The 22,023-nt window shown below is 67.0% G+C and carries 20 protein-coding genes; 14 read left to right on the top strand and 6 right to left on the bottom strand.

Annotation, left to right across the window (positions count from 1 at the left end):
* Positions 1-12: 12 nt before the first annotated feature.
* From PY310_RS07795 to PY310_RS07780, 4 genes are all read right to left on the bottom strand, one after another.
* Complete coding sequence (locus PY310_RS07795) at positions 13-756, bottom strand: glycerophosphodiester phosphodiesterase family protein (RefSeq protein WP_275213963.1); 744 nt, start codon at positions 754-756, stop codon at positions 13-15.
* 86 nt (positions 757-842) lie between these two features.
* Positions 843-1,091 carry a hypothetical protein gene (locus tag PY310_RS07790; RefSeq protein WP_275213807.1) on the bottom strand — a complete coding sequence of 83 codons (249 nt, stop codon included), beginning with the start codon at positions 1,089-1,091 and terminating at the stop codon, positions 843-845.
* A gap of 99 nt (positions 1,092-1,190) precedes the next feature.
* On the bottom strand, positions 1,191-2,009 hold the full coding sequence (locus PY310_RS07785; RefSeq protein WP_275213806.1) for an HAD family hydrolase: 819 nt from the start codon (positions 2,007-2,009) through the stop codon (positions 1,191-1,193).
* Positions 2,010-2,158: 149 nt separating this feature from the next.
* Positions 2,159-2,800 (bottom strand): DNA alkylation repair protein, encoded by a 642-nt coding sequence (locus PY310_RS07780; protein ID WP_275213962.1) that lies wholly within the window; start codon positions 2,798-2,800, stop codon positions 2,159-2,161.
* A gap of 209 nt (positions 2,801-3,009) precedes the next feature.
* On the opposite strand from PY310_RS07780, the gene PY310_RS07775 reads away from it, so the two are divergent.
* Positions 3,010-3,906, top strand: coding sequence for a glycosyltransferase family 2 protein (locus tag PY310_RS07775; protein WP_275213805.1), 897 nt, complete (start codon positions 3,010-3,012; stop codon positions 3,904-3,906).
* Between the two features lie 4 nt (positions 3,907-3,910).
* On the top strand, positions 3,911-4,105 hold the full coding sequence (locus PY310_RS07770; protein WP_275213803.1) for a DUF2795 domain-containing protein: 195 nt from the start codon (positions 3,911-3,913) through the stop codon (positions 4,103-4,105).
* A gap of 20 nt (positions 4,106-4,125) precedes the next feature.
* Here PY310_RS07770 and PY310_RS07765 read toward each other — a convergent pair whose 3' ends face one another.
* On the bottom strand, positions 4,126-5,064 hold the full coding sequence (locus PY310_RS07765; protein ID WP_275213802.1) for a carbohydrate kinase family protein: 939 nt from the start codon (positions 5,062-5,064) through the stop codon (positions 4,126-4,128).
* Between the two features lie 66 nt (positions 5,065-5,130).
* Here PY310_RS07765 and PY310_RS07760 point away from each other — a divergent pair, with 66 nt between their 5' ends.
* The 10 genes from PY310_RS07760 to PY310_RS07715 all read left to right on the top strand — a co-directional run bounded on the left by PY310_RS07760 (position 5,131) and on the right by PY310_RS07715 (position 17,614).
* On the top strand, positions 5,131-6,822 hold the full coding sequence (locus tag PY310_RS07760) for a sialidase family protein (protein ID WP_275213800.1): 1,692 nt from the start codon (positions 5,131-5,133) through the stop codon (positions 6,820-6,822).
* Between the two features lie 211 nt (positions 6,823-7,033).
* A complete protein-coding gene (locus tag PY310_RS07755; RefSeq protein WP_275213799.1) occupies positions 7,034-8,656 on the top strand; it encodes an ABC transporter substrate-binding protein in 1,623 nt (540 codons plus the stop codon).
* Positions 8,657-8,763: 107 nt separating this feature from the next.
* The gene (locus PY310_RS07750; protein ID WP_275213798.1) at positions 8,764-9,720 is read left to right on the top strand and encodes an ABC transporter permease; all 957 of its coding nucleotides are present in this window, start codon (positions 8,764-8,766) and stop codon (positions 9,718-9,720) included.
* 3 nt (positions 9,721-9,723) lie between these two features.
* Positions 9,724-11,865, top strand: a complete 2,142-nt coding sequence (locus PY310_RS07745; protein WP_275213797.1) for a dipeptide/oligopeptide/nickel ABC transporter permease/ATP-binding protein — start codon at positions 9,724-9,726, stop codon at positions 11,863-11,865.
* Positions 11,862-12,668, top strand: a complete 807-nt coding sequence (locus PY310_RS07740; protein ID WP_275213796.1) for an ATP-binding cassette domain-containing protein — start codon at positions 11,862-11,864, stop codon at positions 12,666-12,668. Before PY310_RS07745 ends, PY310_RS07740 begins: the two co-directional genes overlap by 4 nt.
* A 38-nt stretch (positions 12,669-12,706) precedes the next feature.
* Positions 12,707-13,624, top strand: a complete 918-nt coding sequence (locus tag PY310_RS07735) for a dihydrodipicolinate synthase family protein (protein WP_275213795.1) — start codon at positions 12,707-12,709, stop codon at positions 13,622-13,624.
* A 148-nt stretch (positions 13,625-13,772) separates the two neighbouring features.
* Entirely contained in the window at positions 13,773-14,720 is a 948-nt protein-coding gene (locus PY310_RS07730) for an ROK family protein (protein WP_275213794.1), read from the top strand.
* Between the two features lie 76 nt (positions 14,721-14,796).
* Entirely contained in the window at positions 14,797-15,480 is a 684-nt protein-coding gene (locus PY310_RS07725) for an N-acetylmannosamine-6-phosphate 2-epimerase (protein ID WP_275213793.1), read from the top strand.
* The gene (gene nagA, locus PY310_RS07720; RefSeq protein ID WP_275213791.1) at positions 15,477-16,763 is read left to right on the top strand and encodes an N-acetylglucosamine-6-phosphate deacetylase; all 1,287 of its coding nucleotides are present in this window, start codon (positions 15,477-15,479) and stop codon (positions 16,761-16,763) included. Before PY310_RS07725 ends, nagA begins: the two co-directional genes overlap by 4 nt.
* Before the next feature lie 122 nt (positions 16,764-16,885).
* Positions 16,886-17,614 carry an IclR family transcriptional regulator gene (locus PY310_RS07715; RefSeq protein ID WP_275213790.1) on the top strand — a complete coding sequence of 243 codons (729 nt, stop codon included), beginning with the start codon at positions 16,886-16,888 and terminating at the stop codon, positions 17,612-17,614.
* On the opposite strand, the gene PY310_RS07710 is transcribed toward PY310_RS07715, so the two are convergent.
* Positions 17,595-19,526, bottom strand: coding sequence for an FAD-binding monooxygenase (locus PY310_RS07710; protein WP_275213789.1), 1,932 nt, complete (start codon positions 19,524-19,526; stop codon positions 17,595-17,597). The two genes, PY310_RS07715 and PY310_RS07710, sit on opposite strands and share 20 nt — an antisense overlap.
* 286 nt (positions 19,527-19,812) lie before the next feature.
* On the opposite strand from PY310_RS07710, the gene PY310_RS07705 reads away from it, so the two are divergent.
* Both PY310_RS07705 and PY310_RS07700 read left to right on the top strand, forming a co-directional pair.
* Positions 19,813-21,048, top strand: coding sequence for a CaiB/BaiF CoA transferase family protein (locus tag PY310_RS07705; RefSeq protein WP_275213788.1), 1,236 nt, complete (start codon positions 19,813-19,815; stop codon positions 21,046-21,048).
* On the top strand, positions 21,049-21,924 hold the full coding sequence (locus PY310_RS07700; RefSeq protein ID WP_275213787.1) for a hydroxymethylglutaryl-CoA lyase: 876 nt from the start codon (positions 21,049-21,051) through the stop codon (positions 21,922-21,924).
* The last annotated feature ends 99 nt before the right edge of the window (positions 21,925-22,023 follow it).

Below are 22,023 nucleotides of genomic sequence, written 5' to 3'. Positions count from 1 at the left end.
CGCGGCGGAACTTCAGCCGGGCCACTCGTTCCGTTCCAGAAGCACCTGCCTCAGCAGGTCCGCCCGGTCCGTCACGATCCCGTCCACGCCGAGGTCCAGCAGCCGGCGCATCTCGGCGGGATCGTTGATGGTCCAGACGTGGACTGCCAGGCCGAGCGCGTGCGCGCGGCGGACGAAACCCCGTGTCACCACCCGGATCGCGCCCTGCCGCACCGGAACCTGCAGCGCCTGAACGTCGCGGAGCGGGCCCCGGAGCACCAGGCGAAGCACCGGGACCGGGAGAACAGGGCCAAGAAGAACAAACAACCCGTTCGTCACCACCCCCGCAGAGGACGCAACCGGCCGGCTCAGCAGCTTCAGCACCGCCCGGCGTCGGCGGTCTGAAAAGCTGGCCACCAGGACACGGTCATGGGCGCCGTGACGTTCAATGCCGGCGGCCAGGGTACGCACGGAGGCCCAGTCCTTGATGTCCAGATTCACGCGCACGTCCGGGTACGCCGTGAAGAGTTCATCGAACAGCGGCACCGGTTCGGACCCGCCGATCCTGGCGGCGGCAACGTCCGCGGCGGTCAGTTCCGAGATCCGCCCCTGGCCGTCAGTGACCCGGTCCAAAGTGTCGTCGTGGAAAAGCAGCAGCACGCCGTCGGACGTGGTGTGGACGTCGGTTTCGACGTACCTGCACCCGAGTTCCACCGCGGCGCGGAAGGCGGCCATCGTGTTTTCGAGCCCCTCCCGGGAGAAGCCGCGGTGGGCCATGGCGATAGGGGGCTGCGGGCGCGAGGCACCACCGGATGGGTCAAAGTACCGCTCGGTCACGCTGCGAGCGTACCGGAACCTGGCCGCTAGGCGCCCTGCGGCACGATCTCCACGTCATCGCTGCAGTGGAGCATCGTGCGTCCCAGCCCGCCGTCGAGGTTCACCCACACAGAGGTGCAGTCCGAGGTGATGGCATCGACGAACCCGCCGGTTTCGTATCCGGGAGTGATGAGGATGCGCACACGGTCGCCTTCCTTCAGCGCCTTCCAGTGCGCGGCAGGCTCTGCCGGGCGGATTGCCGCTTCGTGCCTGCGTTGATTGCCGTTCCTTGCCATGACGTTCCCCTCAAGCTGTGGATGCTTGTCCACGCCAACGTTAGGCGGCGAAAGTTAACGTGAGGTGAGCGGTAGCTGTGAAAAGGGCCATGGCAGCGGTCAGGCGCGCTGTACACCCAACTCCGCGAGCCTGGCCTCCAGAACCTGGGCCACGCCGTCGTCGTCAAAGTGGGGTGCCTGTTGCCCGGCCGCGCGGATGGCATCCGGGTGGCCGCTGGCCATCCCGTATCCGCTGCCTGCCCAGCGCAGCATCTCCACGTCGTTGGGCATGTCGCCGAACGCCACCACGTCCGCGGCGTCGATCGAGAGGGACCTGGCGTACTCGGCCAGGGTGACTGCCTTGTTGACGCCGGGAAGGCACAGTTCCAGCATGGCCACGCTGGGAGCTGAGTGCGTTGCGTACGCGAGGTGCGCGACGGCGGGACGGACTTCAGCGAGGAAATCGTCCGGAGTGCCCTCCCTGACGATTGCGAGGAACTTCACGACGGCGTCGTCCGCGGTGAGCGTTTCCGCCAGCGGGGCGGGGGTGAATTCGGCCAGCAACTCGCTGGAGCCGTTCTCGATGAAGCCCGGCTCCAGATGGAACCCGGTGAGGGTCTCGGCCGCGAACAGCGCGGCCGGACGCAGGGACTTAATAATCCGGCGGGTTTCCCGGACGGCGTCAAGGCTGAGTGTCCGGGCGGAGACCAGCCGGTCGGCCTCAAGGTCCCAGACCACGGCGCCGTTGGAGCAGATCACCGTGCCGGTGTGGCCCAGCTGATCCTGCAGCGGGTGCAGCCAGCGCGGCGGCCGGCCGGTGACAAAGACCAGTTCGACGCCGGCCTCCCGGCAGGCGTGGAAGGCACGGACGGTGCGGTCGCTGATTTTTCCGTCGTGCCCAAGAATGGTCCCGTCAATATCACTTGCTACCAGCCGCATACAGTCAGTCTACGTGGGGCGTTTTGGGCGGCGGAGCCCACGTTTCCTCGGAGCCCACGTTTCCTCGGAGCCCACGCCCGTCGAGTGGCGAGGTCTCGGCGCTAAGTGCCTCGCTTAGCGCCGAGACGTCGCCGCTCGATGTCCTCGGACTACTGCTGCCGCCGCTTGATCATCTCCGCGATCCAGATGGGCGCGTACGGCGAGGTGCAGTTCGCTGGCGTCGGGTAGTCCTTGAGCACTTCCAACCGCTCCCCGATGTCCAGCGCGCGGGCCCGGTGCCCGGCGTGTTCAATGCCGATCTGGGCCAGGCAGTGGTTCATGGCCCACTGCAGGCGCTCCGGCGCGGACTGCATCTCCGCTTCGATGACGTCCAGGAGCCCCGGGAGGTCAAGGCCCTCCGGCTCTTTCGCCACGCGTTCTGTTGTCAGGGCCCAGCCGGCACTCGCCACCACCGGATCCGGGTCGGCGAACCAGAGGAGGCGAAGGGCCTCGGCGTGCGGGCTCTTCTTCACCACATAGTTCACCAGCCAGTCCTGCACCTTGGGGGTGCGGGCCCCGCGCAGCATGAGGTCCAGTTCGGCCGCATCGAATGCCTTCGGGCGGCAGATCAGCAGGGCCAACAGCCGCGCCGCGGTGTCCCCGGTCGCCCACAGTTGGAGTGCGAGGTCCTGCTGGACCTTCAGCCGCTTGGCTACCGCCCGCAGCTTGCTGAGGTTCACTCCGTGATCGTCGCCGTGCCGCGCGTTGACCTCGCGGGCCCGGGGGTCCTCAAGTGCAGCCAGCTCGGCCATTACCGCCTCCACCGTGGTCTCGCTCAGCGTCGTCGTCCTGGCCACGTCAGTCTCCTGTCCTCGTGCATTTGCCTCGGCCAACCGATGGCGGCCGGCTGACTTAAAGCCCGCGGGCGTCCTGCTGGCGCAGCGGCGTTTAGAGCGGACCCCTACGGGGTACGCCAGACAATACACCCGTACAAAGTGTCCCCTAACCGAAGGCGGCAGCTTTGAATCGCCACACTTCAGTGCATTGGGCGTCCGGGCAGCCCAGCGCCGACCCGGCCGTGGATGTCCTTATCCCCACCTGCAACAGGCCCGCCGAACTCACTGTCACGCTGGCGGGCCTTGCCGCGCAGGAGGCCCCGGTATTCCGCCTGGTCCTCAGCGACCAGTCGGACGGCGTTCAGGTCTGGAACCACGCCACGGTCGCTGCCATGCTGCGTGTGCTGGCCGCACAGGGCACGCCGATTGAACTGCACCGGCACCTGCCCCGCAGGGGCCTGGCCGAACACCGCCAGTTCCTCCTGGAAAAGGCTCATGCAGAGAAGGCGCTTTTCCTGGACGACGACGTCTGGCTGGAACCCGGGGCCCTGCAACGCATGAGCCGTGCGCTGGATCAGCTCCGCTGCGGCTTTGTGGGCATGGCACCCCAGGGACTCTCCTACCTGGACGACCGGCGTCCCGAACAAACAAATGTTTTCACGCCGTGGGAGGGGGCAGTGACACCCGAACGGATCAGGCCCGGCGATGCAGCATTCCGGCGCTGGACCCTGCACAGCGCTGCCAACCTCAGCCACCTCAGCGCCGACCTCGAGCTGGAGCCGGGCCAGTGGATTCCCTACAAGGTGGCCTGGCTGGGCGGTTGCACGATGTATCGCCGCCAGGCCCTGGAGGACGCCGGCGGATTCCGGTTCTGGACGCAGCTTCCGCCCGAGCATTGCGGCGAAGACGTCGTGGCTCAGTGGCGGGTAATGGAAAAACACGGCGCTGCGGGAATCCTGCCGGCAGGGGCGGTCCATCTGGAATCGCCCAGCACCGTCACGGATCGCCGGGTCGAAGCCTTCGATTTGGTGCTGCGTGACGCGGTGGAAGAAAAATCAGCGCAATTAACCCCCGAAAGGTAATGCAATGGCAGACACACCAAACCCGATCCAGATCCAGAAGTTCCTTGGCGGCGTGGACTACCCGGCAACGAAGGACACCCTGGTCTCGCATGCCAAAGACTCGGGCGCAGACGGCAATGTCCTGGACGCCCTGCAGAAGATTGCAGACAAAGAGTACGACAGCCCGGCGGCGGTGAGCTCCGCCGTATCTGACGCCTAGGCCAGTTTTCCCTGACCCGCCTACTCCTCCGGGACGCCGTTCAGTTCCGACCGGGTGGGCGGGTTCGCGCCGGGCCGGGAGACGGTGACCGCGGCAGCGCGGGAGGCATGAGCCAGGAGTGCAGCAAGGCCCTCGGCCGGAAGCCCGCGGAGGTCTTCGCGGTTCTGTGCGCCGTCCAGGCCGCGGTCAACGATCCCGGAGAGCAGCGCGGCCATAAAGGAGTCCCCCGCGCCGACGGTGTCAGCCACCTCCACTTCCGGTGCGGGGCATTCCACCTCACCCGCAGCGGTAATCCCCCACGGACCGGCCGCACCGCGGGTGACCACCACCATCGCCGGCCCTTCCTCGCCGCCGAGGGCCAGCCAGCGCCGGGCGGATTCCAGCACATCGACGCCCGGATACAGCCACGCCAGGTCCTCGTCGGAAGCCTTCACAACATCCGCCAGGGATGCAAACTTTTCCGCCTGCTGCCGTGCGTAGTCCACGTCGGTGATGATGCTCGGCCTGCAGTTGGGATCGAAGCTGATAGTGGCAGAGGGGTGTGCGTGTTCGACGGCGGCCAGCACGTCAGCGGCGCCCGGCGCCAGCATCGTGGCGATGGAGCCCGTGTGCAGCAAAGTGGTGCCCTGCAGAATAAACGCGAGGCGGTCCGCGAGGCCGGGAAGTTCCCAGGCGAGGTCGAAGGTATAGGTGGCGGCGCCGTCGTCGTTAATCACTGCGGTGGCCACGCTGGTCGGCAAGTCGTCCGGTCCCTGCGGCAGCATCACGGAACTCGCCCGCAGGTGGGCGGCAACGGAGTCCCCGTAGGCGTCACGGCCGTAGCGCCCGATGAACTGCACCGGGTGGTCCAGCCGGGCCAGCCCCACTGCGACGTTGAGCGGACTGCCGCCCACATGGGCCTCGGTTCCGGAGGCGCGCTGGACAACATCAACAAGGCCCTCGCCAATTACAGTGAGCATGGTCATACTCTGCCAGAGAAGCGGCTTCCACACGCGGGTTTGTTGCCCTTCGCCTAGCATCGAGATATGACATCCTACCTGCGCCCGACGATGGCTGCCGTGCCCGCCGTCGAGCATGTCCTCGCAGTCCGGGGCACGGACGGCTACCGCCAGTACAGGATTCCCGCCCTTGCCGTCTCGCGGCAGGGCACCCTGCTGGCGGCCTACGACGGGCGGCCCAATCTTGACGACCTGCCCAACCCGATCGACCTCCTGGTGCGGCGCAGCACGGACAACGGACGCACGTGGGGATCCCAGCAGGTGGTGCGCACCGGCGTGGGGCTCAACGGCTACGGCGATCCGAGCCTCCTGGTGGACGTGGACACCGGCCGGATCTTTATGTTCCATGCCGCCGGAACGCACGCGGGCTTCTTCGAGGCGGCGGCCGGGATGGTGCCGGATGACCAGGTCCAGCACTGCGATCTGAGTTTTTCCGACGACGACGGACTGACCTGGCGGCACCGCCGGATCACCTCTCAGCTCAAACTCCGGCCGCCTGCACGGGCCGGCGAACCGGCCATGACCGGCATCTTTGCCGCAGCGGGGCAGGGCATCCAGATCCACGCAGGGCCGTTCCTCGGCCGCCTGGTGCAGCAGTTTGTGGTCCTGGCCGGCGGCGAGATCATGGCCGCCTCCGCGTTCAGTGACGACCACGGCGAGACCTGGACTCTCGGTGAGCTGATCGGCGCGGCGACGCACGGGGACAGTCCCAACGAAAACAAGGTGGCCGCCCTCGCGGACGGGCGGCTTCTCCTCCACAGCCGCGGGACGCCGCGCCGCCTTGCCGCAACATCCGACGACGGCGGCGCCACCTGGAGCGCGCTGGTTCCGGTTGAAGACCTCCCGGACCCGGGCGATAACGGGTCGCTGGTCCGCTTTGACGGCCAGCCTTCGGTGACCGCCTTCAGCGCGGGTGTCACTGACGCGTGGCTGCTGGCCACAAACAACCACGACACGGCGTTGCGGCGGAATACCGTCCTCAGCCTCTCCCCCGACAACGGACGCAGCTGGCCGGCCAAGCTGATGCTGTGTCCCGGCAGCTCGGCCTACTCCACGGCCACCCGGCTTCCCGACGGCAACATCGGCGTGCTTTATGAGCGGCAGGGGTACCGGGAGATTGTGTTCGTTTCCGTTCCAGCGGAACAGCTCACCGTTCAGCTGACAGCAGGGCCTCCTGACATCGGAACCGCCAGGCCGGACGCCGACGCCGGCTTCGAGTTCGACATGGTTCTCCGCTCCATCACCCCCGGCCGGCCGCCCGTCTGGCAGAATGCCGGAGAGTTCCACGTGATGCCCGCCGGTGCAGGCGAATGGGGTGTGCACACCTGGAAGGAAATCGGCCAGGGCTACACAGCTGACTCAGCGCAGGTGATCGGTACCCGGGAAGCCCAGTACCTCAACTACGGACCCGTCACCCCTGGCTATAAGGCCGGCGATATCCTCGCCTTCACCGGCCGGGCGCGCAACGACGGGGACCTGCCGGTAACCGGCGTCCAGCTGTCCGGCCCCGGTTCACAGGCCTTCCCGGCCACGGACCTCGGCGCCGGCGAGGAAGTCCTCTACTTCACTCCCGGCTACACCGTCACGGCGGCGGACGTGGCACGCGGCCGCGCGGACGTGGTGTTTGAGGTGAAAGGCCAGCGGGGCACTTCAACCGTGCGCCGCCGTCGTGCGTTCACTTTTGATACCCGCACGGGAGCCGTCAGCGCGCCTGACTGAGAGAGCGTCCGCCCAAAACCCGCGTTAAGTGAGAGAGCGTTTGGGAAAAATCCACATTAAGTGAGAGCGTCCCCCCGGGGAGGCGAGGGCGGAGGCGAGGACGAAGGCGAGGGCGGGCGGCGCTTGACGGAAGGCTGTGATCCGACTTACAGTCGTCCTACGAGCTCGGACGTCCTACATCCGATAAACCTTCTGGAATGGCGAGGCCCTCATGAACAACACCCTAACGAACCTGCCGCTGGTCAATGATGCCAGCCGCCGGAACTTCCTCAAGCTGACCGGCGCCATGGGTGCCGCCGCAGCCTTCACCGCCTCCGTGGCCGCGTGCGGCAGCCCCGCGGCCACCACCACCGGCAGCTCTGCGAGCGCCGGCACGGTCAACAAAGACCTCACCATCGAAGCCGGCATCTCCTACGCCCTCTCCACCGGCTTCGACCCGCTGAGCTCCTCCGGCGCCACGCCGATGGCCGCCAACCTGCACATCTTCGAAGGCCTCATCGAACTTCACCCGGCCACCCGCGAACCCTACAACGCCCTCGCCGCAGCCGACCCCAAGAAGGTCAACGACACCACCTACCAGGTGACCCTCCGCGACGGCGCCAAGTTCCACAACGGCGCCCCCGTCACCACCGAAGACGTGGCCTACTCCTTCACCCGCGTCATGGACCCGGCCAACAAGTCCCTGTTCTCCCAGTTCATTCCGTTCATCCACGACGTCAAGCCCGTCGACGCCAAGACGGTCGAGTTCACCCTCAAGTACGCGTTCCCCGGCTTCGGCCCCCGCATCTCCGTGGTCAAGGTCGTCCCCAAGGCCTTGGCCACGGACCTCAAAGCCTTCGACGCCGCCCCCGTGGGCACCGGCCCCTACAAGCTGGTCTCCGCCGTCAAGGACGACAAGATCGTCTTCGAAGCATTCGCCGACTACAACGGCCCCAAGCCGGCACTGGCCAAGGGCATGACCTGGCTCCTGCTCTCGGACGCCGCAGCCCGCGTCACCGCCGTCCAGTCCGGCCGTGTCCAGGCCATCGAGGACGTCCCCTACCTGGACATCGACGGCCTGAAGTCCAAGGTCAAGGTTGAGTCCGTGCAGTCCTTCGGCCTCATGTTCCTGATGTTCAACTGCAACAAGGCCCCGTTCAATAACAAGCTGGTCCGCCAGGCCCTGCATTACGGCCTGGACAGGGACGCCATCATCAAGAAGGCCCTGTTCGGCAACGCCAAGCCGGCCAGCTCCTACTTCCAGGAAGGCCACCCGGACTACGTCAAGGCCAAGAACGTCTACGGTTATGACGCCAAGAAGGCCGAGGACCTGCTCAAGGAAGCCGGCGTCAGCAGCCTCGAGTTCGAGCTGCTCACCACGGACACCGCCTGGGTCAAGGACGTTGCTCCGCTGATCCTCGAATCCTGGAACAAGATTCCGGGCGTGAAGGTCACCGTGAAGAGCATCCAGTCCGGCGCCCTCTACACCGACCGTGTCGGTGCCGGCGACTACTCCGTGGTTGCTGCCCCGGGCGACCCGTCAGTCTTCGGCAACGATGCGGACCTGCTCCTGAGCTGGTTCTACTCAGGCGCCACCTGGATGGAAAAGCGTGCCTACTGGACCGCCCCGGAGCGGGCAAAGCTGCAGGAACTCATGAACAAGGGCTCCCAGGCAGCCGGGGCGGATGCCAAGAAGATCACCGGCGAAATCGTGGACCTCGTCTCCGAGGAACTTCCGCTGTATCCGATCTTCCACCGCCAGCTGCCCTCCGCCTGGGACGATAAGAAGCTCAACGGCTTCAAGCCGCTGCCCACCACCGGAATGTCGTTCATCGACGTCGGACGCACCGCCTAAGCAGCCCTGCGTCGCGAGGCCTGTTCTGCGCCCCCATCCCCCGGAAACACGCAGAGCAGGCCTCGCACCATTGGATCTGCAGCAACTCAAACAAACCGGAGAACAAATTGGTCACGATATTGCGTCTGCTTGGCCGCAGACTCGCAGCACTGCCATTGATGATCCTGGGCATCACCCTGCTCGTCTTCCTTGTCCTGCAGGCCGCTCCCGGCGACCAGGCCAGCTCGGCCCTCGGCGACGGCGCCTCTGAAGAGGCGAAGGAGCAGTACCGCCAGGAAAACGGCCTGAACGATCCGCTGGTCATCCAGTACTTCGGCTTCCTCGGCAAGCTGCTGCGGTTCGACCTCGGCGTCACCACCCCGCCGGCCAAGTCGGTGGCCTCCATGATCGGCTCCGCGTTCCCCCTGACGCTGCAGCTGACCTTCCTCGGCGTCCTCATCGCCATTGTGGTGTCCCTGGCCTTCGGCATCCTCGGCGCCCTCTACCGCGACAAGTGGCAGGACCAGGTGGTCCGCGTCTTCTCGATCGCCGCGATCGCCACGCCGTCGTTCTGGCTGGGCATCCTGCTGATCCAGTGGTTCGCCCTGGGCGCCAACCCGATGTTCCCCTCGGGCGGCATCGCAACGCCCGAATCCGGCTTCGGCGGCTGGCTGAACTCCATGGCACTGCCGGCCCTCGCACTCGGCATCCCCGTTTCGGCCTCGCTGATCCGAGTGGTCCGCACCTCGATGGTGGAGGAACTGGACCGCGACTACGTCCGCACCGCCATCGGCAACGGCGTTCCCTACCGCGAGGTGGTCTCCAAGAACGTCCTGCGGAACGCCCTGGTCACGCCGGTGACCGTGCTGGGCCTGCGCGTGGGCTACCTGCTGGGCGGCGCCGTCGTCATTGAAATGATCTTCGCCCTGCCCGGCATGGGCCAGCTGATCCTCAACGGCATCACCAACCTGGACATCAACCTGGTCCAGGGCGTGGTGCTGACCATCTCGGTCACCTTCGTTCTGGTGAACATCGTGGTGGACCTCCTGTACTTGCTCATCAACCCCCGAATCAGGACGGTATAGCTCATGCGCAGCAAGCTCGCTGAACGGCTGAGTGCCCCGGGCGTCCGCTTCAAGGCCCTGCCCTGGGGCTCCCGCATCGCCCTCCTCTTCCTCATCATGATCGTCCTCGCAGCCGTCTTCGCGCCGGTCATCGCCCCGCACGATCCGCTGGAAACCTTCATCCCGGCCACCCCGCCCGGCGCCGAGCACTTCTTCGGCACCGACCGGCTGGGCCGCGACATCTTCTCCCGCCTGCTTTACGGTTCACAGTCCTCGCTGATGATCGGCCTCGGCGCCGTCATCCTGGCCATTCTGGCGGGTGCGCTGCTGGGCTCCTTTGCCGCCACCTCCAGCAAGGCCGTGAACGAACTGATCATGCGCCTGATGGACATCCTGATGGCGTTCCCGGGCATCGCCCTGGCCGCAGTGCTGCTGGCCGCGTTCGGCAACTCGGTTCCCACCATCATCATCGCGATCGCCATCATCTATACCCCGCAGCTGGCCCGCGTGGTCCGCGCCAACGTGCTCTCCCAGTACGGCGAGGACTACGTCCGTGCCGAGCGGGTGATCGGTGCCGGCCGCTTCTACATCCTGCTCAAGCACATCGTCCGCAACACCGCGGCGCCCGTGCTGGTGTTCGCCACCGTCATGGTGGCCGACGCCATCATCCTCGAAGCCTCGCTGTCCTTCCTCGGCGCCGGCGTCCAGGACCCCGCCCCCTCCTGGGGCAACGTGATCTCCTACGGCCGCAACCTGATCCTGTCCGGCGGCTGGTGGGCCACCACCTTCGCCGGTGTGACCATCCTGCTCACGGTGCTGTCCCTGAATATCCTCGCCGAGGGCCTCACCGACGCCATGGTGAACCCGAAGCTGCGCAAGGCACCTGCGGTAAGGGACGACGACGGCACGGCAGCCGCCGTTGCCGGCGCGGCGGTGGGTGCCGCCGTCGTCGTTGACACTGAGGTGGCGACGTCCGTGGCCCAGCCGTCCGTGGTGGAGCAGCATGAGCTCGACGGCGTCCGCGCCGCCCACGGCGACGTCCTCACCGAGGAGCACTACACCGAGGCCGGCATCCTCTCCGATCCGAAGCTGGCCGCGGCAAACCCGCACCTGCTGCTGGACAGGGAACTGGAACTCCTCGCAGCCATTGAGGGCCGCCGTACGGACCGCCTTCCGCAGGTCCCCGCGGATGCCCGCAACGTCCTGGAGGTCAGGAACCTGTCCATCCGGTTCCCTGGCCGGTTCGGCGAGACGGCGATCGTGGACAACGTCTCCTTCACCGTCCGCGAAGGCGAAACGATGGGCCTAGTGGGCGAATCCGGCTGCGGCAAGTCCATCACCTCCCTCGCGGTCATGGGCCTGCTGCCGAAGAGTGCGGTAGTTACCGGGTCCATTAAGTTCGACGGCAAGGAACTGCTGGACCCTGCCACCAAGCACAGCAGCGTCAAGGCCTACGAGGGCCTGCGCGGCGAGCAGATCGCCATGGTCTACCAGGACGCCCTGAGCTCCCTGAACCCGTCCATGAAGATCAAGGACCAGATGCTGCAGCTGACCCGGCGCGGCGGCCGCAAGACCCCCGCAGAGCTGCTGGAACTGGTCAAGCTCGATCCCGTCCGGACGCTCGCCAGCTACCCGCACGAGCTCTCCGGCGGCCAGCGCCAGCGCGTCCTGATCGCCATGGCACTGTCCCGCTCGCCCAAGATCGTGGTGGCTGATGAGCCCACCACCGCCCTGGACGTCACGGTCCAGAAGCAGGTGGTGGATCTGCTCAACGAACTGCGCGAACAGCTCGGCTTCGCCATGGTGTTCGTCAGCCACGACCTCGCCCTGGTGGCCTCCCTGGCGCACCGCATCACGGTGATGTACGCCGGCCAGGTGGTGGAATCCGCGCAGGCTTCGGAGCTGCTGCAGAACCCCAAGCACGAATACACGCGCGGCCTGCTGGGCGCTGTCCTCTCCATCGAGGCCGACGCCGTCCGGCTGCACCAGATTCCCGGCACCGTCCCGTCCCCGCGGGACTTCGCCCCGGGCGACCGTTTCGCGGCACGTTCGCTGCGGGCCGACGCCGACCCCAACCAGCAGCTGGTCCTCACCGCGGTGTCATCCGCCGGCGGCGGCGATGCCGACCACTACTGGGCAAGCCACCTGAAGGAGGACGCGAAGTGAGTGAATCCACCGGCAAGCCGGTCATCGAACTCAAGGACGTCAAGGTCTACCACCACGCCCGTGGCGGCAAGCTCTTCCGCCCCAACATCGTCAAAGCGGTGGACGGGGTGGACTTCACCATCAGCCGCGGCGAAACAGTGGGCATCGTGGGTGAGTCCGGCTGCGGCAAGTCCACCCTGGCCTCAGTGCTGGTGGGACTGCAGACGCCGACGTCGGGCGAGGTCCTGTTCCACGGCAAGCCCGCCATCAAGCGGAACGCCCACATGCGCAAGGAATTCGGCCGCTCCGTGTCCGTGGTCTTCCAGGACCCGGCCACGGCACTGAACCCGCGCATGACCGTCCAGGACATCCTCACGGACCCGCTGCAGATCCATGGCATCGGCACCGCGGCCACCCGCGCGGCCAAGGTCAAGGACCTGCTGGCGCTCGTCGGCCTGCCGCAGTCCGCGGCTGAGGTCACGCCGTCGCAGGTTTCCGGCGGCCAGCGCCAGCGTGTGGCGATCGCCCGCGCCCTGGCGCTGGATCCGGACATCATCGTGGCGGACGAGCCCACCTCGGCCCTGGACGTTTCCGTCCGCGCCCAGGTGCTGAACCTGCTCTCCGACCTGAAGACGCAGCTGAACCTCGGCATGGTGTTCATCTCGCACGATATCCAGACCGTCCGCTACGTCTCGGACCGGATCTGCGTCATGTACTTCGGCAAGATCGTCGAACAGGGCAGCGCTGCACAGGTCTTTGACAGCCCCACCAACGACTACACCAAGAAGCTGCTGGGCGCCGCGCCGAGCCTGCTCCACATCTGACTCTTCCCATTTATCAGTTCCAACCAACGGAGAATTCTGTGTCTACCCAGTTCCAGGGCGTCATCCCGCCCGTCGTCACCCCACGCCACGCTGACGGCAGCATCGACACCGCGTCGCTGAAGAACGTCACCAAGCACCTGCTCGACGGCGGGGTGTCCGGCCTGTTTGTGCTGGGTTCCTCTGGCGAGGTGCCGTACCTGACCAACGTCGAGCGTGAACTGGTGGTCAGCACCATCGCCGACGCGAACGCGGGCGCCGTGCCGCTGATCGTGGGCGCCAACGAACAGACCACCAACCGAGTGATCGAAGAGGCCAAGAAGGTCATTGACCTCGGCGCCGACGCCATCGTGGTCACCTCCATGTACTACGCCATCGGCAACGCCGCGGAAACCGAAACCCACTTCCGGGACATCCACGCCGCCGTCGAAACGCCGATCTTCGCGTACGACGTCCCCGTCCGCACCCACTTCAAGCTCCCCACCGACCTGCTGGTCCGCCTGGGCCGTGACGGCGTCATTGCCGGCGTCAAGGACTCCTCAGGCGACGACGTCTCCTTCCGCCAGCTGCTCCTGGCAGCCAAGGACGTCCCCAACTTCGACATTTTCACCGGCCACGAAGTTGTAGTGGACGGCGCCCTGCTCGGCGGCGCCCAGGGCGTTGTGCCGGGCCTCGGCAACGTGGACCCCGCCGGCTACCGCCGCCTGTTCGACGCCGCCGCCGCCGGGGACTGGGCCGGTGCCGCCCGCGAACAGGACCGCCTTGCCGACGTCTTCGAAATCGTCTACGCCCCCAACGGCCGCGTCTCCGGCGGCGCAGCGGGCCTCGGCGCGTTCAAGACCGCCCTCCAGGTCATGGGCATCATCGAATCCAACACCATGAGCGTGCCGATGCTGTCCCTGAACGACGCCGAAACTTCTGCGATCCGCGGCATCCTGGAACGCAACGGGCTCGTTTAGTTAGTCGTGGTTGGGTTGGGTGCGCTGGGCATGCTCCTTTTGCCGGTTGCTGCGCTCGTTCCTCGCGCTCTGACGCAACCTACACAAAAGAACCATGTCCAGCGCTGCCTCCCCACTTGGCTTATCGAAGTCCCCGGTTAGGAAGAACATGACGTACGCGGTTGGTGTTGATCTTGGTGGTACTAAGACTGCTGCCGGGGTTGTCTCGTCGGATGGGTCGGTCTTGTTTTCGGCGACTGTTCCGACGCTGAACCGTAGCGGTGGGGACGCGATCCTGGATGCGACTGCGGCGCTGGTTTCCTCACTGATTGGCCGGGCTCAAGCAGAGGGCCTGGCCGTCAGTGGGGTTGGCGTTGGGTCTGCCGGTGTCATTGATGCCGGGCGCGGGGTGGTGGTTTCGGCTACCGACGCGATCCTCGGGTGGGCCGGGACGGAGCTGACCGCCGGGCTGGCTCACCGGCTGGGGCTGGCTCCGGAGGCTGTGCGCGCCGTGAACGATGTCCATGCGCACGCTCTCGGTGAGGCTTGGGCGGGTGCCGCTGCCGGGACGGCCAGTTCGCTCCTGGTGGCCTTCGGCACCGGCGTCGGGGGCAGTTTTGTCCTCGGCGGACAGCCGGTCCTGGGGCACCGGTACGCCGGCGGGCACGTGGGGCATTTCGCCTCGCCGTATGCATTCCACGAGGGCACGGCCGTGCCGTGCGTCTGCGGCGGTGCCGGGCACGTTGAGGCGATCGCCTCCGGGCCCGCCATCCGCGAGACGTATCTGAGGTTGGGCGGCACAGCGCAGGCCGCCGACGCCCGGGCCGTCTTTGCCCTCGCCGGGACCAGCGACCCGGCCGCCATCAAAGCAGTGGGCATCGGGGCCGGCGCGGCCGGGCAGGCCGTGGGCGGGCTCGCCAACATCCTGGACCCTGAAGTGGTAGTGGTTTCGGGAGGCCTGTCCGACGCCGGCGCACCGTGGTGGCGCCCCATGGAACGTGCCCTCCGCCCTGAGCTCCTGCCCGCGCTGGCCGGGCTCCCTGTCCTCCCGGCTAAACTCGGCAACGCAGCCGCCATGGTGGGCGCAGCGCGGCTGGTCCTCGCTTCCCCCTCCTGACACCATCGCCCTCAGTACCCCGTCCGCCCACCCGCCAGCTCAGCCCGTTCCGCCGCCACTTCAAAGGAAACTGACCGTGATCCTGACCCCCGAAGCCCTTGAAGCCCTCCGCGGCCAGCTGATTGTGTCCTGCCAGGCGTACCCCGGCGAGCCCCTGCGTGATCCCCGCACCACAGCCCAGTTTGCCGCCTCGGCGGTGATCGGCGGTGCCGCCGCCGTCCGGGTCCAGGGCCTGGCCGACGTGCAGTTCACGCGGGCGGCGGTGGAGGTTCCGGTGATCGGGCTCTGGAAGGACGGGCACGACGGCGTCTTCATCACTCCCACGCTCCGCCACGCTTTGGCGGTGGCCGGCGGAGGCGCGCACGTTGTGGCGATCGACGGCACCCGCCGCCGGCGTCCCGACGGCCTGACGCTGACGCAGACCGTGGCCGGGATCCATCGCGAATCGCATGCGCTGGTCATGGCGGACTGCGGCTCGTTCGACGACGCCGCTGCCGCCGTCGAAGCAGGGGCGGACCTGATCGGCACCACGCTGTCCGGCTACACCGGCGAGCGGCCCAAAACGCACGGCCCTGACGTGGAGCTGATCGAACAGATCGCCGCCGCCGGCTTCGGCGTTCCCCTCATCGCCGAAGGCCGTCTGCATACCCCGGAGCAGGCCCGGCAGTGCCTCGACGCCGGTGCGTTCGCCGTGGTGGTCGGGACCGCGATCACCCACCCGGCCACCATTACCGGCTGGTTCGCCGAGGCCCTGAAATGAACCCGTTGCCGGAACAAAAACAGCCGGACCAGACACCGAGGGAAGCCACCCAGCCGAGTCCCGCCGGGTCCGGGAGCTACCTCCTGTCCGGGACCGTCCTGACCGACGGAAGGTCCCTGGACAACGCCGTCGTCGCCGTGACCGGGGGGCGCATCGCCTATGTGGGCCCCCGTGCCGGCCTGGACCAATCTTCGCTGCCGGGCCTGGAAGAACTGGACCTGCCGGCGGGCAGCACGATCCTGCCCGGCCTGATTGACCTGCACTGCCACGGCGGCGCCGGGGGCGACTTTCCCGGCGGCAGCGGCCAGGCCGCACGCGCCGCCGTCGAGTTCCTGCACCGCAGCGGCACCACCACGCTGCTGGCCAGCCTGGTGACCGCTTCCCGCGACAACCTGCTGCGGGGCATGGAAACACTGCGGCAGTTGGCCGATGAGGGGCTGATCGCCGGCATCCACTCAGAGGGCCCGTTCCTGTCCAGTGCGCGCTGCGGCGCGCAGGACCCGCGGTTCCTGCGCGAGCCGGACCTCCCACTGCTCGGCGAACTGATCGGGGCCGCCGGCGGCCACCTGCGGACCATGACCTACGCACCCGAGCTCCCCGGCGCAGATGCAATGGTGCGGCTGCTCGCCGAAAACGGTGTGACGCCGTCGCTGGGGCACACCGATGCGGATGCGCGCACGACGGCGGCCTCCCTCACCGCGGCTGCCGAACTGCTGCAGGCAGCCGGGCGGGGACCGGCGTCGCGCCCCACCGTCACGCACCTCTTCAACGGCATGCCGCCGCTGCATCACCGCAGCCCGGGTCCTGTGGCCGCGTGCCTTCGGCTGGCCGCGGCCGGCTCGGTGGCCGTGGAACTCATCGCGGACGGCGTTCACCTGGATCCTGAAACCGTGCGGATGGTGTTCGACCTGGTCGGTGCGGAAAACGTGGTCCTGGTGACCGATTCCATGGCGGCCACCGGGCTGCCCGACGGGCACTACGAGCTCGGTCCGGCATCTGTTTCGGTCAGCGGTGCCGTGGCCAGGCTCGGCGACGGCACTCTCGCCGGCGGGACGGCAACGCTGCTGGACGTGGTGCGCCGGACCATCGGCGCCGGGGTGGAAGCTGCCGCTGCGGTCCTGTCCGCGACTGCCGTTCCGGCGGCCATCATCGGCGAGCAGGAGCGTGTGGGGAGCCTCCGCGCGGGCCTGCGCGCCGACGTCGTGGTGGTGGACGGCAACTTTGAACGCGTCCTGGTCATGCGCGCGGGGCGGTTACTGGACAAGGGAGAGGCTCGCCGCTAACGCGCCGAACGGTGGCCGGTCCGCGGTCAGGCGTTCGATAATCGCAACCTGTGTTCTACTATGGGGCTGCCGGCTTTGAGGCCTGGGGCATCACCGGACAGAAACGACAGGGGTACGGCGGCATGGCAGACGCAGCACTTCCGGACGGCAAGGCCGCACCGGCCCATTCGCAGACCCTCTCCCGCGGGATCAGGATGCTCGAAATCCTCAGCGAGGAATCGGCGCCGCTCAGCATCGCGGAGATTGCTGCCCGCATGGGGGTCCACCGTTCCATCGCCTACAGAATCCTTCGCACCCTCGAAGACCACGGGCTCGTGGCCCGTGACGCCGCCGGCGGCGTTGTCCTGGGCACCGGCCTGGCCGCACTGGCCCGCGGCGTGGCCCGCGACCTGCAGACAGCGGCGCTGCCGGAACTGACAGCCCTCGCAAATGAACTGGGCACCACCGCTTTCCTGGTGGTGCTGGACCGCGGGGACTGCACCACCCTGACCAGCGTGGAACCGCGGCACAGCCGTGCCGCGGTGGTCCAGCGGCCCGGCACCCGCCACGCGCTGAACCTGGGGGCGCCGGGGCTGGCTATCCAGGCGATCCTGGACGACGCTCAGTGGGAGGCGGTTTCGCCGGATCAGCCCCGGCGTCCGGAAGTGGCGTCCGTCCGCGAGTCGGGATTTGCCGTCAGCCACCACGAAGTCCTGCCGGGGGTTACGTCCGTGGCCGTCCCGCTCAGCCCGGCCCAGGGGCTCCAGCCGGCCGCCATCGCCGTGGTTTATCCCAGCGCCCAGCTCCCTCCTGAGCAGGTGGGCAGCTCGGTCAAGGATGCCGCCCGGCGGATCAGCGAACAGCTCCGCTAGCCGCCGATGCCTCCAACCGGGGCGCCAGAAGGGGAGCGAAGAACGCCCCGAGCTCAGCCGTCGCGGTCAGGGGCAGGACATTTGCCACGTACTGGTCCGGCCGCACCACCACCACCACACCGCCGCGGTCCACGCCGCGCAGCTCGAAAATATCCGCCTGGGGATCGGTGGCGTACACCTTTTCGTAGTCAGTGAGCTTGAACGGTCCCACCAGGGGTTTGAACACGGCCGGCACCGCCCCGATGTCCAGGCTGGCATGCGCCTGCTGGTAGATCACCTTCACGTCGAACCAGGCGTCGGGATCCGCGTCCGACGGCGTCGCGGCCAGGGGTGATTCCGGCGAGTTCGCGATCCATTCGGCAAACCGGTCCGTGGCAGACGCTGGCTGCGTCCCTCCTGACGGAAGTGCCTGGTCCGCGAAGACGTAGATGCGCCAGCGGCCGTCAGCCGTGGCATGGTGGCCCAGGTGGACGGGGTTGGTGTCGCCAACCCGCACCACGGGAGCTGACTTGAAGCGCTTTCCCACGGGGAAGCCCGTTGCGAGGTGCTGGTGATCCGCGGGTGCAACCAGCATGGACGGCGCGTACTCGGTCATGAACCCGGCCGGAAACTCGGCCGTGCTGACATAGAAATTCTCGAGCTCCGTGGGGTCCGCGAACTCTTCGGGCTTCTTGGCCATCATGGTGGACCACTCTTTATCGAAGTCGATGAGGTTTTTCGCCACCACCTGGCGCTCTTCCGAATAGGTGGCGAGCAGGGACTCCGGGCTGCGGCCCTCGAGCACGTGGCCGAGTTTCCACGCAATGTTGAAGCCGTCCTGCATGGACACGTTCATGCCCTGGCCGGCCTTTGCGCTGTGTGTGTGGCAGGCATCCCCGGTGATGAACACCCGCGGGGTCCGCGTGCCGCGGTCCTCCGGAAGGACGTCGTCGAACCGGTCCGTGAGGCGGTGCCCCACCTCGTACACGCTGTGCCAGGCCACGTTCCGCACATCCAAGGTGTAGGGGTGCAGGATTTCGTTGGCCTTGGCGATGATTTCCCCGATGGTGGTGTTGCGCACCGCACCGTTGTTGTCCGGGTCCACTTCGCCCAGGTCAACGTACATGCGGAAGAGGTGACCGCCTTCGCGCGGAATATGCAGGATGCTGCCGCCCGAGCCGGACTGGATGGCGCACTTCGTGCGAATGTCCGGGAAGTCCGTGACGGCGAGGACATCCATCACGCCCCACGCGTGGTTGGCGGCGTCCCCGGCGAGGGTGCAGCCGATCGCCTGGCGCACTTTGCTGCGGGCGCCGTCGGCGCCGACCACGTACTTTGCCCGGACGGTGCGCTCTTTGCCTTCGTTCGGGCCGGAGGTGTGCAGCAGTGTGACGGTGACCGGGTATTCCCCCTCATCGGAGACCTCAAGATCCACGAACTCAAAACCATAATCCGGCTTCATGCGGGCGGGGGAATTGGCCATGAACTCGGCGAAGTAGTCCAGCACGCGGGCCTGGTTGACGATGAGGTGCGGAAATTCGCTGATCCCGGCAGGGTCATCCGGCGTGCGCGCTGCCCGGACGATCCGCGAGGGGTCCGTGGCGTCGGGCTTCCAGAATGCCATCTCGGTGATGCGGTAGGCCTCGGCGATGATCCGCTCCGCGAAGCCAAAGGCCTGGAACGTCTCCACACTGCGGGCCTGGATGCCATCGGCCTGGCCGATGGCCAGCCGTCCCGGGCGGCGCTCCACCATCCTGGTGGTGACGTTCGGAAACTGGGACAGCTGCGCGGCGGCGAGCATGCCCGCGGGCCCGGAGCCGACAATCAACACATCAACGTGGTCCGGAAGCTCCTCCGGACGGTCGATGCCGACCCCTGCTGCGGGCTTGACCCGCGGATCTCCGGATACGTAACCGTGGTGGTGGAACTGCATGGGCTTTCCTCACTTCACTGTGGGATTGTTGATCACCTAGCGGTGTTCTATATGAGAATTTGCATTTCTATATTAGAAAGCAGCGGCTTGGTCCACGACTGTACGGCATGTGTGACGCTGCATACAAGTGGCAGGCGCGGGAGTGCCGCTCGCACAGCCGGTCGCAAAAAAGACAAGCCCGACCCTGTTGCGCGCGTCACATGGCGGTGCTACTGTCTATCCGCCCAATGACAAGCATCTCCCACTAGATGGGAATTTGCGCACTCGAGACGCAGGCAGGAACCTCATGACGCAGGAACTTCAACTGGAGGGCAATTCCCTCCCCCTTCAAGGCATCCGGGTGCTGGAACTCGGCAGCTTCATCGCCGCCCCGTTCGCCGCGCGCCTCTTCGGCGACTTCGGTGCCGAGGTCATCAAGATCGAAAAGCCGCAAGGAGGCGACGAGCTGCGGGACTGGCGCAAAACCCGCGGCACCACCTCCATGCTGTTCCGCACCATCGGCCGTAACAAAAAATCGGTGGCGCTGGACCTCCGCTCCGACGCCGGGCGTGAAGCGGTCAAGAAGATCGCCGCACAGTGCGATGTGGTGATTGAAAACTTCCGGCCGGGCACCCTGGAGAAGTGGGGCCTGGGCCCGGATGTGCTGCAGGAACTCAACCCCGACGTGGTCATGGTGCGCATCTCCGGCTACGGGCAGACCGGTCCGTACAAAAACCGTGCCGGCTTTGGCAGCTCCGCGGAGTCCTTCGCCGGGCTGCGCTACATCACGGGTGAACCGGACCGTCCGGCCGGCCGCGCGGCTGCCAGCATGGGCGACACCGTCGCAGGCCTCTACGGGGTCATCGGCGCACTGATCCTGATGCTGCAGAAAGCCCGCGGGCTGCCGGCGGGCCCGTCGCAAGTGGTGGATGTGGCGCTCTACGAAGGCGTCTTCAGCCTCCTCGAATCCCTGGTCCCGGACTACGACGCGTACGGCATGGTCCGCAAGCGCACCGGCGGTGCCCTTCCCGGCGTTGTGCCCACCGGCTCGTATCTTTGCGGGGACGACCTTGAGGTGGTCATCGGCGGAAACTCCAACTCGGTGTTCGTGCGGCTCATGCGCGCCATCGGCCGCGAAGACCTCGCCGAGGACCAGACCCTGCTCGCCACCGAAGCGCGCGGCGCCAGGGAGGAAGAGCTCAACGGCGCCATTTCCGCCTGGACGGGAAGCATGCCGCTCACCGAGGTCCTGGACAAGCTGGACGACGCCGGCGTGCCAGCCGGCCCCGTCTATGACGCACCCAGCATCGCAGTGGACAAACACTACCTGGCACGGGACATGATCCAGACCCATGAGGTGGTCATCGAAAACGAGCCCGAGCTGATCCGCTTCCCGGGCGTTGTGCCCAAAATCCCCGGTCACGAAGGCCGCGTCAAATGGGTGGGCCCCGAGCTGGGCCAGCACACAGCGGAAGTACTCCAGGAGCTCGCCGGCATGACCGCGGACGAGGTCGCCGGGCTCGGACTGCAGGAGGTGCGGTAGATGAAAGTGGAAATCACCGACGTTTTCCTGCGCGACGGGCTGCAGGACGAACCGGTCATCGTGTCAACAGCACACAAACTTGAAATCGCGGAGGCCCTGGTCGCGGCGGGGCTTAATCGCATTGAAGCGGCGTCCTTCGTGAATCCAAAGCGCGTGCCGCAGATGGCCGACGCAGCCGAAGTCATTTCCTCACTCCCGGCGAGCGCCGGGGTCACGTACACGAGCCTGGCCCTGAACGGAAAAGGTATTGAACGGGCCGTGGAGTCCGGCGCCACCGACATTCAGGTGGTCACGTCCGCAAGCCAGGCCCACAGCAACGCGAACGCCGGCCAGGCCGTCGAGGATGCCCTCGCCAGCCTCGCCTCGACGGTGTCGAAGCACCCGGAGACGCGGTTTTTCGCCGGCATCTCCACCGCCTTCACGTGCCCGTTCGAAGGGAGCATCGACCCCGGTTACCTGCTGCGCGTAGTCCGCGCCTTCAAGGACATGGGCATCACGGACATCGGGCTCGCTGACACCCTGGGTACCACGCCAACGGAGCAGGTAATGGCAAGCATGCACCACGTGCGCAGCGCCGAACCGGACCTTGTGTACTACCTTCACCTGCACAACGCCCACGGCCAGGCCCTGGCAACCGCCAGCGCCGCCGTGGACACCGGCATCATCCGTTTCGACGCCGCACTCGGCGGATTCGGCGGCTGCCCGTTCGCGCCCGGCGCGCACGGCAACATCGCCACCGAAGAGCTCGTCCGGCACCTGCATCACACCGGGCACGAAACCGGCATCGACGAGAGCCGCCTTGCCGAGGCCGTCCGGCTGGCCCGGGACGTCATGGCGCACTCCCCCGCAGCCGGCCTGCTGGACCCTGCCCGCTAAAAGCCCTCCCCCAAAAAACAGAAGCACATCAAACAATTCCTACACACTTTCGGAGACGATGATGTCTACAAGTCCACGCACCACGGAATCCTCAACCCA

Source organism: Pseudarthrobacter naphthalenicus (genome assembly GCF_029076445.1).
GTDB lineage: Bacteria > Actinomycetota > Actinomycetes > Actinomycetales > Micrococcaceae > Arthrobacter > Arthrobacter naphthalenicus.
Note: the sequence above shows the minus strand (reverse complement) of the source record. Positions and strands in the feature narration are given on the sequence as shown.